Here is a 15905-nt window from a genome sequence, read left to right on the forward strand (position 1 = left end):
CCGCACGCATTGCCCGGACCGGACGTCAGTGAACGCGTGGCCGTGTGCGGAACGGGTTCAGCCCGTCGCTGCGGATGCGGTGAGTCGGTGGATCTGGGCAGTCACCAGGTCGGTGCGCAAGGCAGGTTGGTGCGCGGTGTCGTCGCCGGTGTGGAACAGGACCCGGTTGTCTCCGACGGCTGCGTACAGGTAGACGCGGGTGAAACCGCCGCGCGAGGTCACCCCGCCGGTGGGCGAGACGACGCGGAAGCCGACCGCCGGCACCTCCGACGTGCCAGCAGGTACCGGCTCGACCCGCAGATCGATCCCGCCTCCGGCGCCGTCCAGGTGGAAACCGGTGCAGCCCCCGGACGCGGCGGCTTCCAGCGCGTCGAAGCGCTCCTTCGACCGGCCGTCCGTGAAGCTGCCGACGTCCACCAGCGTGCGGTTGGCGAGGGTGTTGTCCCCCGTGACGTACCAACGCCGGGCAGCGGTCGCAGGCTGCTCGGAGACGGCAGTGAGGACCGGTGCGCAGGCCGGAAACCGCAGCGCCGCCGCAGCCGGGGGGTCCGGCTCTGCGGCGGGTGGGACGTCGGCGGGCTCGATGGTGCTGCCCGGCGGCAGGTCTGCGGCCGACAGCAGGACATCGGTCAACTGCCCGGCGGACAGCGGCCCGAGGGTGCGCCACGCGGGTGCGGGACCAGCCGGGGCGGCAGCGGACGGTGGCGCTGCGGCGTCGGCTGCGGGAGCGCTGCCGCGGACATCGGCCGGGCTCGGCGGTGACGCCGCGCAGGCCGCGGTGAGGCCGATCAGTGCCGGTAACAGCAATGCCGTTCGGATGATGCGCCGTGCCAAGGTCTCTCCCGCCTTCTCCGCCCGTTCACCGCACCGGTGGCGATGCGGCCCATCCTGTCAGCAGGACGGCGCCGTGCGCCTCCGAATTGTCGGGCGTGACCTGTGGCTCGCCTGCCCGGACGGGGCCGGGTCAACTGGCCTTCCAGGCGAGGGGCTTGTTGTCCTTGTCGAGCCACACGACGTACTGCAGCGGCTTGTCGGCCGGGGCGAGGTAGATGGCGCACTCGTGGTTGCTCTGGCCCTTGACGAAGTCCTTGCCGCCGTGGGGGACGTCGCTCTCGCACTTGGGGAAGGCGCTGAGCAGGTCGACCTTGCGGGCTTGGGCGGTGTCGCTGACCAGGGCGCGCAGCCGCAGGTTGAAGTAGGGCTCGTAGATCCCGTTGCCACCGGTGTGGGTGTAGGTGACGCGCACGTAGTACGGGGTCTTGCCGGCCATGTCCTCCGGCTTGAGGAAGGCCGCGAGGTAGGCGATGTCGCCCTTGACCACGCTGGTGGGGCCGATGGTGAGGGAGATGTCGCCCTTCGCGCTGTCGGTGAAGGTGCCGGTCGCGGTCGCGGACGGCGGGAGGGCGTCGGCGAAGCGGCTCGGGGCCGTCGGGGTGGCGGTGGGCGGTGCGGCGGTGATGGTGGGCAGCGCGGGGGCCGCCGTCGACGGCGATGCGGTGCTCGGGCTCACGGTGGCGGTGGATGTGGTGGGCGCGGTGGGCGACGCGCGGCGGAGGTGTCGCTGTTGTCGGGGCCGCAGGCGGTCAGGAGGAGGGCCAGGGCGGCGGTGGCCGGGACGGCGACGGAACGGCGTGCGGATGCGGATGCGGATGCGGATGCGGAGCGCAAGGGAGTCCCCCGGGAGGATCACGGTCGCCCCCGGCCGAGGTGGAAGTCGTTCGTCGGTGCGGGCGAGCCTGGCGGCGGGCCGTGTCGGACGGCCCGCCATGATCCTCCGACGGTTCGGACGGTCACCGCATGAGTACGCGTACTCACCTTCGGCTCGCACGCACCCTCCGCGCTCCGGTGCCCCGCGCCACCGCGCCACCGCGTCGGCCATCGGCTTCTCGGGCCTCACGCCCGCCACCCGGTGCCCCGTGCCGCCGGGTTCCCGGCGCGGGGCGGCCGTGGTCAGCGGAAGTAGTGGCCCTTGTCGAGGTCCTCGACGAGGCCAGGCTCGGACGGGCGCCAGTCGAGCAGTTCGCGGGTGAGGGCGCTGGAGGCGGGCTGGTCGACGGCCAGGATCCGGCCCAGGAAGCCGAAGTCCTCGGCGGGGACGGAGGCCGTCGGCAGGCCCAGGTGTCGGCCGATCGTCTCGGCGATCTCCCGGACCGGCACGCCCTCGTCGCCGACGGCGTGCAGTACCGAGCCGGCTGGGACCTGCTCCAGTGCGAGCCGGTACAGGCGGGCGGTGTCCCGTACGTGCACGGCGGGCCAGCGGCTGGTCCCGTCGCCGACGTAACCGGAGACGCCCTTCTCCCGGGCCGCCGTGACCAGTTGGGCGATGAAACCGCCGTCGCCCTCGCCGTGCACGGTCCGCGGCAGTCGCACGACGGAGGGGCGGACGCCGCGGGTCGCCGAGTCGAGGGCGGCCTTGGCGTTCGCGTCCCGGCCGGCGCCGGGTGAGCCCGGGGCGGAGGTGTCGTGCTCGGTCGCGACCCGTCCGGGCACCGCGGTGGTGCCGCCGGTGACGACCAGGGGCTTGCCGGAGCCTTCCAGCGCGGCGGCCAGCGTCTCGATGGCGCGGGCGTCGGTCTGCACGGAGGCGTCGAACCGGCTGAAGTCGTGGATGAACGCGAGGTGGATGACTGCGTCGCAGTCGGTCGCCCCGGCCTTGAGGGCGTCCAGGTCGTCCAGGTCGCCGCGGAGCACCTCGGCTCCGGCGGCGGTGATGGCGGCGGCGGACTTGTCGGACCTGGCGAGCCCGAGGACCTCATGGCCCGCGCCGATGAGTTCGGGGACGACGGCCGAGCCGACCCAGCCTGACGCGCCCGTGACGAAAACCCGCATGGTGGTGCCTCCCGATGAGTGATGACAGGTTCTGTCATCACACTACATGTGATGACAGGGCCTGTCATCACGTAGGATCGCGGCATGGGTCGATGGGAGCCGAACGCGCGAGGCCGGCTGGCACAGGCAGCACTGGAGCTCTACGCCGAGCAGGGGTACGAGCGGACCACCGTCGGGGAGATCACCGCACGGGCCGGACTGACCGAGCGCACCTTCTACCGGCACTACGCGGACAAGCGCGAAGTGCTGTTCTTCGGCACGGAGATGGCGAAGGAGCTCCTGGCCCGGTCCGTCGCCGACGCGCCCGCCGAGGCGTCCGCGATGGATGTGGTGGGCGCGGCGGTCGAAGCCCTGGCGGCCCGGCTCCAGGAGAACTCCGAGCAGGTCAGGCTGCGGGACGCGATCGTGTCGGCCAACGCGGAACTGCGGGAACGCGAACTGATCAAGCTTGCCGGGCTCGCCGACGCGATGACCGACGCACTGCGCGAGCGCGGCACCCCCGAGCCGGCCGCGCGGCTGGCCGCCGAGACCGGGATCGCCCTGTTCAAGGTCGCCTTCGCGCGCTGGATCGACGGGCCCGACCAGTCGGCCCTGCCGGACGTCCTCCGGGCCTCGACACAGGAACTGTGGAACGTGCTCGCGGAGCGCACACCCACCTGAGCCGTTCCTCGGCGCGCGCCGCCACGGTGCCGCGTGGTCGGTGGACCGGGCGCTCGACGCGAAGGTACGACGGGAGACGAGATGAAGTCCGAGCAGGCCGTGAGGCCGAGCGAGCTGCTGGCCGAGGGCGAGGTCCGCCTGCTGCGACGAGCGCTCGTCGAATGGGGCGGCCCGGCGCGGTGCAGCGACCAACTCGCCTTCGGCATGGGCTTCGCGGACGCGCGGGACCTGCTCGACCAGTGCGGTGTCCTGCGCGACGCCCTGGGCGGTGATGCTCCCCTCGAACCGGTCGAGTGGGCACGGATCCTTCTGGCAGCGGAGATCGTCTTCGTCAGCGACCTCGTCGGCTCGGGCGTCGAGTGGCGAACGACCACCGGGCTCGGCGACGAGGACACCCTCAGGGCTCTCAGGACGATCCAACGGAAACTGGCCAGGACCGTGAGCGCCTACTACGGAAAGCGCCCGAGCGAGTAGCCGGGACTGCCACCTCGCCCCGACCCCTCACGACGCGGCCGCTCACGCCCCGGCCGCTCGCGATGCGGCCGGGGTCGGGGCCAGGGGGCCGGGGGCCGTGGCTGGTGCGAGGGCACCCGGCTCCCGGCTCCCGGCCCCCGTTCTCAGTCCCTGCCGAAGTGCACCGCGGGGAAGGCACCCGCTGCCCTGAGGGCCCCGGAGAATCCCTCGGCCAGTTCGGTGAGGCGTGCGGTGGCGGCCGGGCCGAGGTGGTCGTACGGGGCGGCGTCGAGGCGGTCGGTGAGTGCCTCGGTCTCCTCGCGCAGGGTCGCGCCCGCCTGCGTGAGGTCGCCCTCCTCGTCCAGCAGGCCGCGCTCGCGGACCCGGTCCCGGGTGGCGTCCCACTGCTGCGCGGACCATCCGCGGGTCCGCATGAACAGTGCCGAAGTCGGCGCCGTACCGGTGGCGTTGTGCAGAACCAGCGCCTCGATGCCGGACAGGCCGGCGACCGCCAGGGCGGCGAGGTGACCGTCACCCCGGTGCTCGCGCAGCAGTGTCGCGGCGTGCCACAGCGCCAGGTGCGGTTCCTCGGGTACGGGGAGGCCGGCGTTGGCGGCGTACAGCGGCCGGGCCTCCCGGCGGCAGGCTTCGGTGGCGTGCAGCGCCAGTCCGGCCGTCTCGGTCATCTCCGCGGACGCGAGGGCGTCCTTCCCGAGTAGTCGCCGCAGCGTCCGGTCCGCGCCGCGCAGCCGTGCCGCGAGCACCTCCGCCGGTGTGGTCACCGTCCACGCGGCGGGTATGTACCGCTGTACGTGCTCGTGGCTGAAGTTGTAGAACGTCGCGGTGACGGTGCCCGCGTCGACGGCCCCGAGCGGTGCCGCGCGGCTCGCGAGGTAGACCATGGCTCCGCGTTCCAGCCCGAGTGCTGCGAGTTCGTCCTGCGGCTCGGGTGCGAAGTAGACCGATGCGTGCAGGGGGTTGACGGCGTTGTGGCAGCGGCGGCCCGTGCTCGCCTCGAAGGAAGGCGTCTCGAAGGAAGTCATGCGGTGGCTCCGGTGTCGGTGGATCGGGTGTGGTGGTGCGGCCGGGTGGGCGAGGCGCATCAGGCTTCGTCCGCGGGCTCGTGGTGGGGGCAGTCGGTCAGTCCGGCCGCGGTCCGGCTGAGGTGCCGGGTCAGGACGTCGGCTGCGGTGTCGGCGTCTCGGGCGAGGGCCGCCTCCTCCAGGCGGCGATGTTCCAGGAGGCCGTCCCTGCCGGGGTTGCGGTGCGCCGACCAGCGGCGGGCCAGCTCGCTCGCGGTCCACAGCCGGTCGAAGGTCTCCAGCAGGACGAGGTTGCCGCACCCCTCCAGCAGGGTGCGGTGGAAGAGGCGGTGGGCCTCGGCCCAGGCGCTGCTGTAGTGCTTGCCCTCCTCCGGCACGTACGCCGGGGTGCGGGCCAGACGGTGGTGGGCGGCCCGTACGCGGGCTTCCCAGTCCACGTCGCCGCGTTCGACGGACATGCGCAGCATGACCGGTTCGATGGCCCGGCGGGCCTCCGTGATCTCCTGCCAGCGGCGGTCGGAGAAGGCCGGGACGGCGAAGCCGCGGTTGGGCAGCCGGTCGGCGAGGCCCTCGCCGACCACCCGCACGAGCGCCTCACGTACGACGGCCAGGCTCACGCCCTGCTCCTTGGCGAGCTCCTGGGGTTTGAGGGCGTCACCGGGGGCGTGGTCCCCGCGCATGATCGCGTCCCGCAGGTGTGCGTAGACCTGCTCGGAGAGCATCTGCTTGCCCGGCGAGGGCGAGGTGTGTGTCGTCTGGGTCGTCTGAGCCATGGCTACATGATAGATGATCAGATCAATAATCGATTATCCATGTCATGGTCGATCTCGGCGACGGGTGGCACCTGACGGTTGTTCACGGCGGCTCCCGGGGCCCCGGAGCGGGGGACGGCGCCACCCCGCCGGTTCCCGCCATGGCCTGTGCAAGAAGCCACTTGAGCAAGGAAAACGCAACTTCGACAGGACCCCACCGGGGCGGCTACCTTCACCTCGCCGTCGGTGGCCGCCCGCGGCGCACGGGGGGTTCCTCCAGGCCGGGTCGCCCGCGACGGGCCGAGTCCGTCATGCCCCCACGAACCCTCGCTCCGTGCGGAAGCCACCGAACCGGGTCCACGCCAGGCAGCCCCAACCAGGGAGAGACGCATGTCCCATCTTGCTCTGTACACGTTCGGCGTCCTGAAGTCACCCCTTGCCGATCCCGCACCTCTCACGCGCGAGTTCTACGACGTCGGCGAGGTCGTCTACCGGAAGATCGCCCAGCACCCCGGATACCTCGGGCATGCCGAAGCGACGGACGGCGCCCCGGGAGAGTTCTTCGAGGCGGACTGGGGTGCCTGGGGAGAGTTCGCCGTACCGGCCTGGTACGACAAGGGCCGCACGGCGGACACCACCGCCCTGGCCACGACCCTCTCGGTCTGGACCGACCTGCGCTCCGCCCTCGACGCCGTCTACACCGGCCTGCACCGCGAGGCGCTGAACAGGCGTTACGACTGGTTCGAGCGGTCGGGACACCCGAACTACGTCTTCTGGTGGGTCTCCGACGGCGCGATACCCACCTGGCGGGACGGGGTTTCCAGGCTGGAGCACCTCCACGACCACAGCTCCGCGCCGCACGCCTTCACCTTCCACCACCCGTTCGCCCCGGACGGAACTCCGGCCAGGACCAAGGGCATCGGGCCGACGAGTGATCAGGACCACTGACGTGGACGCCTGAACGACTCGTTTCGCTGTCACGCGCCTCGGCGCGGATGACGGCGAGCGACCGTCGGCCCCGGGAGGCCGCACAGCTCCCGGGGCCGAGCGGACGGTGCACCGAAAGCCGATGTCCACGCACGAGCGTCCGGAAGTCCTTCCGTTCCATCACGACGACAGCCTCTCGCTCACTCACCCGCCCGCCGGCCCGCGCCCCACCTGCTCCATGCCGTCCCGGGGGTCGAGTTCGGGAAGGAGGCCCGGGGGAGGGCGGCAGGGCGTCGTCACTCCCTGGGCGCGGTACCCGGGTGCGAGCCGGTGCCGAGCAGGCGGCCGGTGAAGTCCGCGAGCTGGGAACGGAGTTCGTCCCGGGAGGTGTGCTTCTCGCCGGCCAGGTGCTCGACCAGGTCGGCGCGGGTGGCCGCCAGGAGGGCGTGGGCGGTGAAGTCGCTCCCGGCGGCGGCCGGGGTCCGCAGCAGCAGGTCCCGGAGCATGGCGTGCCACCGGTCGTAGTGCTCCGTCCGGTAGGGGCTGTCGGCTCCGGTGCCCTCCAGTGCCAGCGCGAGGTGGCGGTTGTCGAACTTGAAGCACAGGAGGGCGTCGAGCAGGGCCGGGACGCGCTCCAGGGGCGGGGTGGCGGGCCCCAGCGGCGGCGGGCCGTGCTCGACGGCCTCCATGAGCGGCGCCAGGCGCGTCCCGTAGAGCGCCCGGATCAGGCCGGTGCGGTCGCCGAAGGCGCGGAAGAGCGTGCCCTTTCCGACGCCGGCCTCGGCGGCGATGTCGGACATGGTGACGTCCTCGGGGCTGCGGGAGGCGGCGAAGAGCGTGTCGGCGGCCGCGAGGGCGGCTACCCGGTTGCGGACCGCGTCCTTCCGGGGCTTCCGTTCGCCCGGAGTGCCGGGCGCACCCGCGGGTTCGGGCGTGGCGGGATCGGGTGCAGACGCAGGTGCAGACGCAGGTGCAGGCGCGGGTTCGGGCATGGGCGGGCTACCTCCGATTGCAATACGGACCGGCGGTCCGTATCTTTCATCGAAGCGGACCGCTGGTCCGTATCGTACGGGACGGAGACACGTATGCCCGAGACACCCATGCCCGCGAACCCCTCGCCCGAGGCGCCCATGCCCGAGAACCCCTCGCCCGCGCAGTTGTTCCGCCACGGCCTGCGGCTGCTGTTGGCCGGGGACGTCCCCGGCTGGGTCGGCCTGTGGGCCGAGGACGGCGTCATGGAGTTCCCGTTCGCCCCGCCCGGGTGGCCGCGGCGGCTGGACGGACAGGAGGCCGTCGCCGCCTACATGCGCGACTACCCCGACCACATCGAGCTGCACGACTTCCCGGAGGTGCAGATCCACCGGACGACCGACCCCGCGACCGTCGTCGTGGAGATGCGCGGGGTGGGTCGGCTCGTCCGGACCGGAGGCCCCTTCGACATGACCTACATCGCCGTCGTGACCGTCCGGGACGGGCGGTTCACCTCCTACCGCGACTACTGGAACCCCCTCGCCGTCCGGCAACCGGGCCTGGACTTCGCCGGGAGCGCTGCCTGATGACGGACGCCTCCACCGCCCCGGCCGCCGGCACCCCCGGCGCAGCCCCGGCCGTCGGGACCGTCCTGGTCACCGGCGCCACCGGCACGACCGGCAGCCGAACGGCCGCGCTGCTGCTCGCCGCCGGACACCGCGTCAGGGCGGCCAGCCGGCGCGTCGCTGAACCCGCCACCGCGCCCGCGACCGCACCAGCCGGTGCGGAGCCGGTGCGCTTCGACTGGTACGACCCCGCCACCTTCGACGACGCCCTGGCCGGAACGGAGCGCGTGTACCTCGTCCCGCCCGTCGGCGAGCCCGACCCGGCCGCGGTCATGCTGCCCTTCCTGCGCCGCGCCCGCACCGCCGGGGTGCGCCGCGCAGTGCTCCTCAGCTCCTCGGCCGTGCCCGAGGGCGGGCCGGCCGTGGGCGTCGTCCACCGGGCCCTGCCGGGGCTGTTCGACGAGTGGGCGGTGCTGCGCCCCTCCTGGTTCATGCAGAACTTCACCGGCGAGCACCTGCACGCCCGCAGTATCCGCGAGGACGGCACGATCCTCACCGCGGCCGGGGCCGGCCGGATCGGCTTCGTCGATGCCGATGACATCGCCGCCGTCGCCGTGCACGCCCTCACCGACGACCCCGCGCCCAACGCGGACCTGATCCTGACCGGCCCGGACGCACTCACCCACGACGACATCGCCGCGATCGCCGCGGAGGTCACCGGCCGTCCGGTGGTCCACCGCAGCCTGACGCACGAGGAACTGCGCGACCGCCTCGCCGCCCTGATGCCGGCGGAGTTCGCCGGGTTGCTCGCCGACATGGACCGGGCCATCGCGGAGGGGGCCGAGGACCGGACCACCGACACCGTCCGACGCGTCACCGGCCGCCCGCCGCACGGCTTCCGGCAGGTCGCCGAACGGGAGCTGCGCCCCGGCCGATGACCCGCGCCGGCCCCTGATATCCCCGACCCGCCCGGAGGGATGGACGGCCCGGACGGCGCTCCGGTGGCGCCGGTCGTGCCTCTGCCTGCGCCTCAGCCCGAGCGCAGCGCGTCGAAGCCGAGCAGCAGGGCGTCGAGTGCGAAGGCGAACCGTTCGGCGTCGTCCGTGCCGGTCCCCTCGGTCGCGGCGCGGATCAGCAGCGGGTACCGCTCCGCATCGAGCGCGGCCAGCCAGTCGGCGCCACCGGCCTCCTCGGCTCCGACCACGATCCGGGCCTCCGCCGTCGCGTGGCCGATCACGAACACGGCAAGGGAGTTGAGCGCGTGCAGGGCGCGGCCGAGCGGGAAGCCGCCGGCCGTGAGCAGGTGCAGCAGGGCTTCGAGGTCGTCGAGGGTGGCCGGGGTGACGGCGGGCCGGGAGGTGGCGAGCGGCAGCACGGCCGGGTGCCGTAGCAGGCCCTCGCGCAGGGCGGTGGCGTACGCGTGCAGGGCCGTGCGCCAGTCGGCCGAGCCGTCCAGGGCGGGTGTCGCCGCCGTGAACACCTGCTCCACCAGGCCGTCCAGCAGGGCGTCCTTGTTGGGCACGTAATGGTAGAGGGTCATCGCCTCCACGCCCAGCTCCTGGCCGAGCGAGCGCATCGTCAGGCCCTTGAGCCCGTCCCGGTCGACCAGGCCGAGCGCCGCGTCGAGGACCTGCTGCCTGCTCAGCCCGACCCGCTCGCCCCGGCCGCGCCTGGGCGTCTGACGCTCCGCCGTCTCCGCAGTTTCCGTCATCCGCTCCTCCACCTCCCCGTACGGGCTTGACTTTCTTACAGCATAAGAGAACACTCGTTCCCAGCGAAACTTACCGCGTAAGAAACAAGCCGCCACAGGGGGAATCACCATGTCGACCACCACGACCACCGCCAACAAGCAGGTCATCCGCGACTTCGTCGCCGCGCTCAACGACCGCTCCGGTGAGGGCTGGGTGCAGCTGCTCTCCCCGTCGGTCATCGACCACAACAAGATCATCTTTGGTGAGGAGGACGCCCCCGGCGCCGCCATCGAGGGCTTCCGCCTCCAGCTGGCCGCCTTCAGCACCGAGGCCGAGGGCGACGGCTTCCACATCGAGCAGCTCATCGCCGAGGACGACGAGGTCGTCGCCCGGCTGCGGGTGGCCGGTGTGCACACGGGCTACCACGCCCGGATGCCCGAGCCGACCAACCGCCGCTGCGACGTCGAGCAGATCTGGATCTTCACCGTCCGCGCCGGCCGGATCGTCGAGATCCGCGCCGTGAGCGACCGCCTCGGCATGTTCGTCCAGCTCGGCTGGGACTGGCCGACCACGGACTGACCCGATCCCGGTGCCCGGCCTGCGAGCCCGAGGGCGCGGTGCGGCATCCGGATGTCGCGGACGGTGATCAGGTGGTGACCGGGTGGTGATCGGCGTGCGCACCCGCGCCTCGTTCCGGGCGACGGTACGCGCCCGATGGAATGACGTCCCGTGTCCGGGCACATCGTCAGGCGCTCGCGGCGGAAACCAGATGGAGCCTCCCCGACCGGTGAGGCATTCCGTTCCCAGGGAGTACGCATGCCGACGGAACAGAGCACGGCAACCATGCCCCAAGTGGCCATGACACTGGCGGCGATCGCGGCGACCGCGGCCACCCCGCGTCCGTCGGGCGAGACGCCGGCGCAGCAGCAGAGCAGGGCCTTCCAGGGCGTCGGCCGGCAGTTGGCCGCGCCTTCGCTCGCGACGGGGGGCGACTGGAGCCTTCAGTGGCTGGCGCTGAGCCCGGACAACGCGAACATGGCGTACCTGGCCGCGAGCCGTTCCGCCAACGCGTTCGCCGTGGTGCTGCGCGGCACGGTCGCCAACGTCACCGACCTGCTGGAGGACCTCGACGTGGGCACGGTGGTGCCGTTCACCGCCGTCGGCTCGCCACACTCCCCGGTGTCCGTCTCCAAGGGCGCGATGGAGGCGTTCAACCAGGTCGTCACCATGACCGCGGCGGGCAACACCCTGGTGGAGGCGCTCGCCGAGGCCCTCGCGGGGGCCGCACAGACCCCCTCCGTCTACGTGATCGGCCACAGTCTGGGCGGCTGCATCGCCACCATGGTCGCGCCCTACCTGCAGGCGCAGACCTGGCAGAACGTCACCCCGCGGTTCGGTCTCTACACCTTCGCCGCCCCGACCGCCGGGGGTTCCGACTTCGCGACGTACGTCGACTCCCTGAGCTGGGTCGCCAACGAGCGCTACTACAACACCTGGGACCTGGTGCCGCAGGCCTGGACGAACCTCGACGCCGCCAAGAAGTGGTACCCGGATCCGCCCGGCCCGGCGGCGAACGACGACGTCGACGCCGTCATCACGGCGATCGCCTCCCTGCCCGGCCCCCACGGCTACACCCAGCCGGGCAACGCCAACCCGCTGCACCCGGACTACCAGAGCGACTACGACCCGGTCATGGTCAAGAAGTCGCTGCAGGACTTCATGGGCCAGGTCGCCTTCCAGCACGCCAACTCCACCTACCTGGGCCTGCTCGGTGCCCCCGACGTGCTGCCGGGCCCGGTGGTGCGGGCCATTTCCGCCAATGTCGGCGAGGGCGGCAGCGCGGTCGTCGTCGCCGGTACCGGCTTCGGCCCGGGCACGGCGGTCGACTTCGGCACGGTCCCGTGCCAGGACCCGGTCGTCAGCGGCGACGGCACCGCGGTCACCGTCCCCGCACCTCCCGGTGTCGGCGTGGTCGACGTCCGGGTCACCAACGACCTCGGGACCTCGCCGGCGGTCCCCTTCGGCCGCTTCGCCTACGGCGGCCCCGCCCCGGTGATCGTCACCGGCCTGAGCGCGGACAGCGGCCGCAAGGGCGACTCCGTCACCATCACCGGCGTCAACTTCGGCTCCGACGCGAAGGTCTTCTTCGGTACGAACCCCTCCCCGTCCGTCCAGGTCAAGCGCACTGGCGCGCCCAGCGAGCTCGTCGCCACCGTGCCCGCCCCGACCATCGGCATCGGCAAGCCCAGCACCATCGACGTCACCGTGCTGTCGAACGGCTACTCGTCCCCGACCGGCCCGGCGGCCGAGTTCACCTACAAGGGACTGTGAGACCGGCTTCGTGATCACCCCGCCGGCGGCGTGGCCGCCGACGGGGCGGCCGCCGGGAGGATCGCCTCTCCGCATCGGCCGGGCCGCGGCGTGTGGGGCGGGCCGGATGATCCCGTACAGCGGCCCGCCACGAGGCCTTCGCGCGCTGTGAGTCGACCAGTGCCGGGGCGCGCGGGCCGGGCGGCTGACCTGCGTCGACTCAGATGAAGGTGATGACGAGCACGGTCGCCGCCAGCAGGAGGACGACCGTCAACGCCGGTGCACCGGGACGTCCGTCGGGCTCGGAGGTGATGGCGATCCAGGAGACGAGGGGGACAGCGAGCGACAGGAAGATGGCCAGCCATCCCACGACATCGGTGGGGACCCCGGCGACCATGGCTCCCCAGACCGTCGTGAACATCACGGCCAGCCAGGCCGTGGCGGTCAGCATCGCCCAGGCAGCGCGTGCGGTCCACCGCTCGACCCGGTCGGCCGCGCGGAAGTTGGTGCGGGTCGTCGTCCAGATCCGGGTCAGGTTCGTCACCGGAACATCCTGTCGAACAACACCGTCGGGCGCCACGAGCGGGCGCGGATCGCCGGAGGTGGTCGGGTGTTCGTGGGGGCGGGCACCGCAGGTGTGGCGAAGCCCCGCCGGGTTCGGCGGGGCTTCGAGCCGCGTGGGGGCGGCGGGCATCGGGGTGCGATGTGGTGCGGTGCGTTGTGGTGCCGGGCGGGGCCGGGCAGTCGGGCGGGTGGCCCGGGGACCGCGTCAGGTGTCGGTGGGACCGACGGCGTCGGACGTCAGGCGTCGGGCGTCAGGAGCGGGCGGCGTCGATCTTGCCCTGGAGGGCGGTGAGCAGGTCCTTGAGGATGCCGACGGTGCCCTCGTCGATCAGCTCGCCCTCGCCGTCGAAGCGCTCGTGCGAGCGGAAGGCCACCAGCTCGGGCTTGACCACGACGTCGCTGTCGGTCCAGACGAAGACCTGGCGCAGCGCCAGCTGGGCGCGGACCGAGCCGAAGTTGGTGGGTGCGGCGCCCATGATCGCGGTGGGCTTGCGGTGCAGCGGCAGGCCCTCGGTCTTGCTCCAGTCGGTGCTCAGCCAGTCCAGGGCGTTCTTCAGGACGCCGGGGATCGAGTAGTTGAACTCGGGGGTGGCGATCAGCAGTCCGTCCGCGTCGAGCACCTTGCGGCGCAGCTCCTCGACGACGGCCGGGCGCAGGCCGGGATGGTCGAGGTCGTAGTCGTACGGCGGGATGTCGCGCAGGCCGTCGTAGATCTCGATCTCCATGCCGGCCGGGTTGAACTTCCGGGCGGCGCGCAGCAGTGCGGTGTTGTGGGAGTCGGCGCGCAGCGAGCCGGAGATGGCGAAGACCTTGGACGCGGTCATGGTGGCGTTCCTTTGCTGGTGGGTGTGGTGGGTGCGGTGGGTGCGCAGGGGTGCGGGTGGCGGCCTGCCCGGTGCGGGTCGGCTGCGGGGCCGGCGGTCGTTCCGACGCCGAGGAATCTAAACCGTTCAGTTCAATGCGTCAACCATACGGTTCAGTCTTGACTATGAACTGAATCGTGTAGTTCAGTTCCGGCATGACGACGACTCAGCTCGCCGCGGCCCAGGCCGCCCCCGTCCGTTCGACCGCCACCGTCATCGATCCCGTGCACACCTTCGAGGGCGCCGGCTTCCCCGTCCGCCGCCCGTTCCCGGTGGCCGAACTCCCGATGCTCGACCCGTTCCTGATGGTCGACCAGACCGGTCCGCTACTGCTCGCCCCCGGGGAGGCCAAGGGTGCCCCCGCCCACCCGCACCGCGGTTTCGAGGCGGTCTCCTACCTCATCGAGGGCTCGATGGACTGGGCCGACTCGACCGGTCGGCGCGGCACCAGCGTCGCCGGCGAGGTCGAATGGCTCACTGCCGGCGCCGGCATCGTCCACTCCAACGAGCCGACCGCCGAACTGCTCGCCCACGGCGGTCGCCAGCACATGCTCCAGATCTGGGTGAACCTGCCCGCCCGGCTGAAGGACCTCCCGGCCCGCAGCCAGAACCAGGGGCCCGACACCATCCCGGTGGTGCACACCGAGGACGGCAGCCGGGTCAAGGTGATCGCGGGCCGCAGCCACGGCGTGGCCGGACCCTTCGAGACCCACGTGCCGGTCCTGCTCGCGCACGCCGTGCTGCCCGCCGGCGGGCAGGTCGAGTTCACCGCGCCGGTCGGCCACAACGCCGCCGTCTACGTGCTCTCCGGCGCCGTCGAACTGCCCGACGCGCCGCTGGCGGACGGTCAACTCGCGGTGCTGGCGTACGACGGCGAGCGGATCGCCGTCGCCGCGCCGGACGGCCCGGCCGAGGTGCTGGTCCTGGCCGGCGAGCCGATCGGCGAGCCGGTGGCCCGCGGCGGCCCGTTCGTGATGAACACCGCGGCCGAGCTGCGGCAGGCCCAACTCGACTTCTCGAACGGAAAGTTCGGGAGGATCCCGGAATGAGTCCGGGAGAGCCGAACACGGCGGCCGGGGCGGGCACGCTCCCGGTGGAGCCGTCGGCGGGCAGCGCCGGCCGGGGCGTACGGGGGTCGCTCCGGACCGGCCTGCTGCTCGCGGCGGTCGCCGCCCCGGGGGCGGCCGGGCTCTCCGGTCCGAGCCTCGTCCTGCCCGCCATCGCGCGGGAGGTGCACGTCGGCCTCGACTCCGCCGCCTGGCTGATGAGTGCCTACGGGCTCGGCATGATGCTCGGCACCCCCCTGCTCACCGGCACTGCCGGGCGGCGCGGCCCCCGGGCGCTGCTGCTCGCCTCCGCGGGGGCGCTGCTGCTCGGCGTGCTGGTCACGCTCGCCGCGGGGGCGGCCCTCGGCCCGCTGGTCGCCGGGCGCGCTGTGATGGCGGTCGGAGCGGCCGGGTTCAACGTGGCCGCCTTCCAGCTGGCCGCGCGCCAACCGGACGGACGAGCCTCCGGGGTCGTCGCGATCGGCAGCGCGGCGGGCGGTACCGCCGGGCTGTTCATCGGCGCGGCGGTGGCGGCCGGGCTGGGCTGGCGGGCCTGCCTGGTGCTGCCGGTGCTGACCCTGGCGGCGCTGCCGGCCGCCCTGCGCGGGTGCGGCGGACCGGAGCCGGAGCCGGGGCCGGCGCAGCGCGCGGAGGCGGGGGCGGGGGCGGCGTGGCGCCCGTTCCTGGGCCTGGACGCCTTGGCGGTGCGGCGGTTCCGGGCCGTCGCGGCGGTGATGCTGGTCCTGGCGACCGTCAACTTCGGCCTGGTGTACGCCGCACCTCGGCGGGCTGCCGCGCTGACCGGATGGAGCGTCGTCGGGACCGGCGCCGTCGGCTCGCTCGCCACCCTGACCGGTGCACTGCTCTCCTGGTCACTGGTGCGCGCCGCGCCCCGGCTGGGCCTGCAGCGGACCACCGGCCTGCTGCTCGGCGTCTCGTTCGCCGCACTCGCGCTCGCTGCGCTCGGCCCCTGGGCACCGCTGGTGCTGCTCGGCGCCGGGGCCAGCGCCTGCGTCAACGCCGGCGGCCAGGGAATCCTGACCGGAGTCGCCGCCGAGGCCGTGGCGCCGCAGCGGCGGCCGGAGGCCATCGGGCTGTTCAACCTGGTGTTCCTGCTCGGCGCGGCGCTCGGTCCGCAGCTGGCGGCGCTCGGCGAGCGGATCGCAGGGCTGGGCCCGTAGTCCGCCTCGCCGGTGCACTGACCGGGCGCGCCGCCGGGCCGCCGGGGCCGG

18 protein-coding genes are annotated in these 15905 nt (G+C 73.0%); 9 read left to right on the top strand and 9 right to left on the bottom strand.

Features of this window, described 5'->3' with window-relative positions:
• Positions 1–57 precede the first annotated feature (57 nt).
• The 3 genes from ABT048_RS27170 to ABT048_RS27180 all read right to left on the bottom strand — a co-directional run bounded on the left by ABT048_RS27170 (position 58) and on the right by ABT048_RS27180 (position 2829).
• Entirely contained in the window at positions 58–633 is a 576-nt protein-coding gene (locus ABT048_RS27170; protein WP_350524128.1) for a hypothetical protein, read from the bottom strand.
• 331 nt (positions 634–964) lie between these two features.
• Entirely contained in the window at positions 965–1510 is a 546-nt protein-coding gene (locus ABT048_RS27175; RefSeq protein WP_350524129.1) for a hypothetical protein, read from the bottom strand.
• Between the two features lie 440 nt (positions 1511–1950).
• Positions 1951–2829 carry an SDR family oxidoreductase gene (locus ABT048_RS27180; RefSeq protein WP_350524130.1) on the bottom strand — a complete coding sequence of 293 codons (879 nt, stop codon included), beginning with the start codon at positions 2827–2829 and terminating at the stop codon, positions 1951–1953.
• Between the two features lie 84 nt (positions 2830–2913).
• Between ABT048_RS27180 and ABT048_RS27185 the strand changes: the two genes are divergently transcribed.
• Together ABT048_RS27185 and ABT048_RS27190 are read left to right on the top strand one after the other, a co-directional pair.
• Entirely contained in the window at positions 2914–3489 is a 576-nt protein-coding gene (locus ABT048_RS27185; protein WP_350524131.1) for a TetR/AcrR family transcriptional regulator, read from the top strand.
• Between the two features lie 81 nt (positions 3490–3570).
• Positions 3571–3963, top strand: coding sequence for a hypothetical protein (locus ABT048_RS27190; RefSeq protein ID WP_350524132.1), 393 nt, complete (start codon positions 3571–3573; stop codon positions 3961–3963).
• 143 nt (positions 3964–4106) lie between these two features.
• On the opposite strand, the gene ABT048_RS27195 is transcribed toward ABT048_RS27190, so the two are convergent.
• On the bottom strand, positions 4107–4985 hold the full coding sequence (locus tag ABT048_RS27195; protein WP_350524133.1) for an SCO6745 family protein: 879 nt from the start codon (positions 4983–4985) through the stop codon (positions 4107–4109).
• Positions 4986–5044: 59 nt separating this feature from the next.
• The gene (locus ABT048_RS27200) at positions 5045–5758 is read right to left on the bottom strand and encodes a GntR family transcriptional regulator (RefSeq protein ID WP_350524134.1); all 714 of its coding nucleotides are present in this window, start codon (positions 5756–5758) and stop codon (positions 5045–5047) included.
• Between the two features lie 369 nt (positions 5759–6127).
• On the opposite strand from ABT048_RS27200, the gene ABT048_RS27205 reads away from it, so the two are divergent.
• On the top strand, positions 6128–6685 hold the full coding sequence (locus ABT048_RS27205) for a DUF3291 domain-containing protein (protein WP_350524135.1): 558 nt from the start codon (positions 6128–6130) through the stop codon (positions 6683–6685).
• A gap of 275 nt (positions 6686–6960) precedes the next feature.
• On the opposite strand, the gene ABT048_RS27210 is transcribed toward ABT048_RS27205, so the two are convergent.
• Complete coding sequence (locus tag ABT048_RS27210; RefSeq protein ID WP_350524136.1) at positions 6961–7656, bottom strand: TetR/AcrR family transcriptional regulator; 696 nt, start codon at positions 7654–7656, stop codon at positions 6961–6963.
• 138 nt (positions 7657–7794) lie between these two features.
• Here ABT048_RS27210 and ABT048_RS27215 point away from each other — a divergent pair, with 138 nt between their 5' ends.
• A complete protein-coding gene (locus tag ABT048_RS27215; RefSeq protein ID WP_350524188.1) occupies positions 7795–8220 on the top strand; it encodes a nuclear transport factor 2 family protein in 426 nt (141 codons plus the stop codon).
• Complete coding sequence (locus tag ABT048_RS27220; RefSeq protein WP_350524137.1) at positions 8220–9137, top strand: NmrA family NAD(P)-binding protein; 918 nt, start codon at positions 8220–8222, stop codon at positions 9135–9137. Before ABT048_RS27215 ends, ABT048_RS27220 begins: the two co-directional genes overlap by 1 nt.
• A gap of 92 nt (positions 9138–9229) precedes the next feature.
• Here ABT048_RS27220 and ABT048_RS27225 read toward each other — a convergent pair whose 3' ends face one another.
• A complete protein-coding gene (locus ABT048_RS27225; protein WP_350524138.1) occupies positions 9230–9910 on the bottom strand; it encodes a TetR/AcrR family transcriptional regulator C-terminal domain-containing protein in 681 nt (226 codons plus the stop codon).
• A 109-nt stretch (positions 9911–10019) separates the two neighbouring features.
• On the opposite strand from ABT048_RS27225, the gene ABT048_RS27230 reads away from it, so the two are divergent.
• Both ABT048_RS27230 and ABT048_RS27235 read left to right on the top strand, forming a co-directional pair.
• Positions 10020–10469: an ester cyclase gene (locus tag ABT048_RS27230; protein ID WP_350524139.1), complete on the top strand. Its 450-nt coding sequence runs from the start codon at positions 10020–10022 to the stop codon at positions 10467–10469.
• A gap of 279 nt (positions 10470–10748) precedes the next feature.
• The gene (locus tag ABT048_RS27235; protein WP_350524189.1) at positions 10749–12221 is read left to right on the top strand and encodes a lipase family protein; all 1473 of its coding nucleotides are present in this window, start codon (positions 10749–10751) and stop codon (positions 12219–12221) included.
• Positions 12222–12420: 199 nt separating this feature from the next.
• Here ABT048_RS27235 and ABT048_RS27240 read toward each other — a convergent pair whose 3' ends face one another.
• Positions 12421–12744 (bottom strand): hypothetical protein, encoded by a 324-nt coding sequence (locus ABT048_RS27240; RefSeq protein ID WP_350524140.1) that lies wholly within the window; start codon positions 12742–12744, stop codon positions 12421–12423.
• 271 nt (positions 12745–13015) lie between these two features.
• Positions 13016–13588, bottom strand: a complete 573-nt coding sequence (locus ABT048_RS27245; RefSeq protein WP_350524141.1) for an NADPH-dependent FMN reductase — start codon at positions 13586–13588, stop codon at positions 13016–13018.
• A 194-nt stretch (positions 13589–13782) separates the two neighbouring features.
• Between ABT048_RS27245 and ABT048_RS27250 the strand changes: the two genes are divergently transcribed.
• Entirely contained in the window at positions 13783–14676 is an 894-nt protein-coding gene (locus ABT048_RS27250) for a pirin family protein (protein ID WP_350524142.1), read from the top strand.
• Entirely contained in the window at positions 14673–15854 is a 1182-nt protein-coding gene (locus ABT048_RS27255; RefSeq protein WP_350524143.1) for an MFS transporter, read from the top strand. The genes ABT048_RS27250 and ABT048_RS27255 overlap by 4 nt, the downstream gene beginning before the upstream one ends.
• Positions 15855–15905 lie beyond the last annotated feature (51 nt).

It is taken from the genome of Kitasatospora sp. NPDC096140 (assembly GCF_040303045.1).
Taxonomy (GTDB): domain Bacteria; phylum Actinomycetota; class Actinomycetes; order Streptomycetales; family Streptomycetaceae; genus Kitasatospora.

Coding starts and splice junctions, on each gene's coding strand:
- ABT048_RS27180 (WP_350524130.1), bottom strand. CDS start 2,829: ATGCGGGTTTTCGTCACGGGCGCGTCAGGCTGGGTCGGCTCGGCCGTC.
- ABT048_RS27185 (WP_350524131.1), top strand. CDS start 2,914: ATGGGTCGATGGGAGCCGAACGCGCGAGGCCGGCTGGCACAGGCAGCA.
- ABT048_RS27190 (WP_350524132.1), top strand. CDS start 3,571: ATGAAGTCCGAGCAGGCCGTGAGGCCGAGCGAGCTGCTGGCCGAGGGC.
- ABT048_RS27195 (WP_350524133.1), bottom strand. CDS start 4,985: ATGACTTCCTTCGAGACGCCTTCCTTCGAGGCGAGCACGGGCCGCCGC.
- ABT048_RS27200 (WP_350524134.1), bottom strand. CDS start 5,758: ATGGCTCAGACGACCCAGACGACACACACCTCGCCCTCGCCGGGCAAG.
- ABT048_RS27205 (WP_350524135.1), top strand. CDS start 6,128: ATGTCCCATCTTGCTCTGTACACGTTCGGCGTCCTGAAGTCACCCCTT.
- ABT048_RS27210 (WP_350524136.1), bottom strand. CDS start 7,656: ATGCCCGAACCCGCGCCTGCACCTGCGTCTGCACCTGCGTCTGCACCC.
- ABT048_RS27215 (WP_350524188.1), top strand. CDS start 7,795: ATGCCCGAGAACCCCTCGCCCGCGCAGTTGTTCCGCCACGGCCTGCGG.
- ABT048_RS27220 (WP_350524137.1), top strand. CDS start 8,220: ATGACGGACGCCTCCACCGCCCCGGCCGCCGGCACCCCCGGCGCAGCC.
- ABT048_RS27225 (WP_350524138.1), bottom strand. CDS start 9,910: ATGACGGAAACTGCGGAGACGGCGGAGCGTCAGACGCCCAGGCGCGGC.
- ABT048_RS27230 (WP_350524139.1), top strand. CDS start 10,020: ATGTCGACCACCACGACCACCGCCAACAAGCAGGTCATCCGCGACTTC.
- ABT048_RS27235 (WP_350524189.1), top strand. CDS start 10,749: ATGACACTGGCGGCGATCGCGGCGACCGCGGCCACCCCGCGTCCGTCG.
- ABT048_RS27245 (WP_350524141.1), bottom strand. CDS start 13,588: ATGACCGCGTCCAAGGTCTTCGCCATCTCCGGCTCGCTGCGCGCCGAC.
- ABT048_RS27250 (WP_350524142.1), top strand. CDS start 13,783: ATGACGACGACTCAGCTCGCCGCGGCCCAGGCCGCCCCCGTCCGTTCG.
- ABT048_RS27255 (WP_350524143.1), top strand. CDS start 14,673: ATGAGTCCGGGAGAGCCGAACACGGCGGCCGGGGCGGGCACGCTCCCG.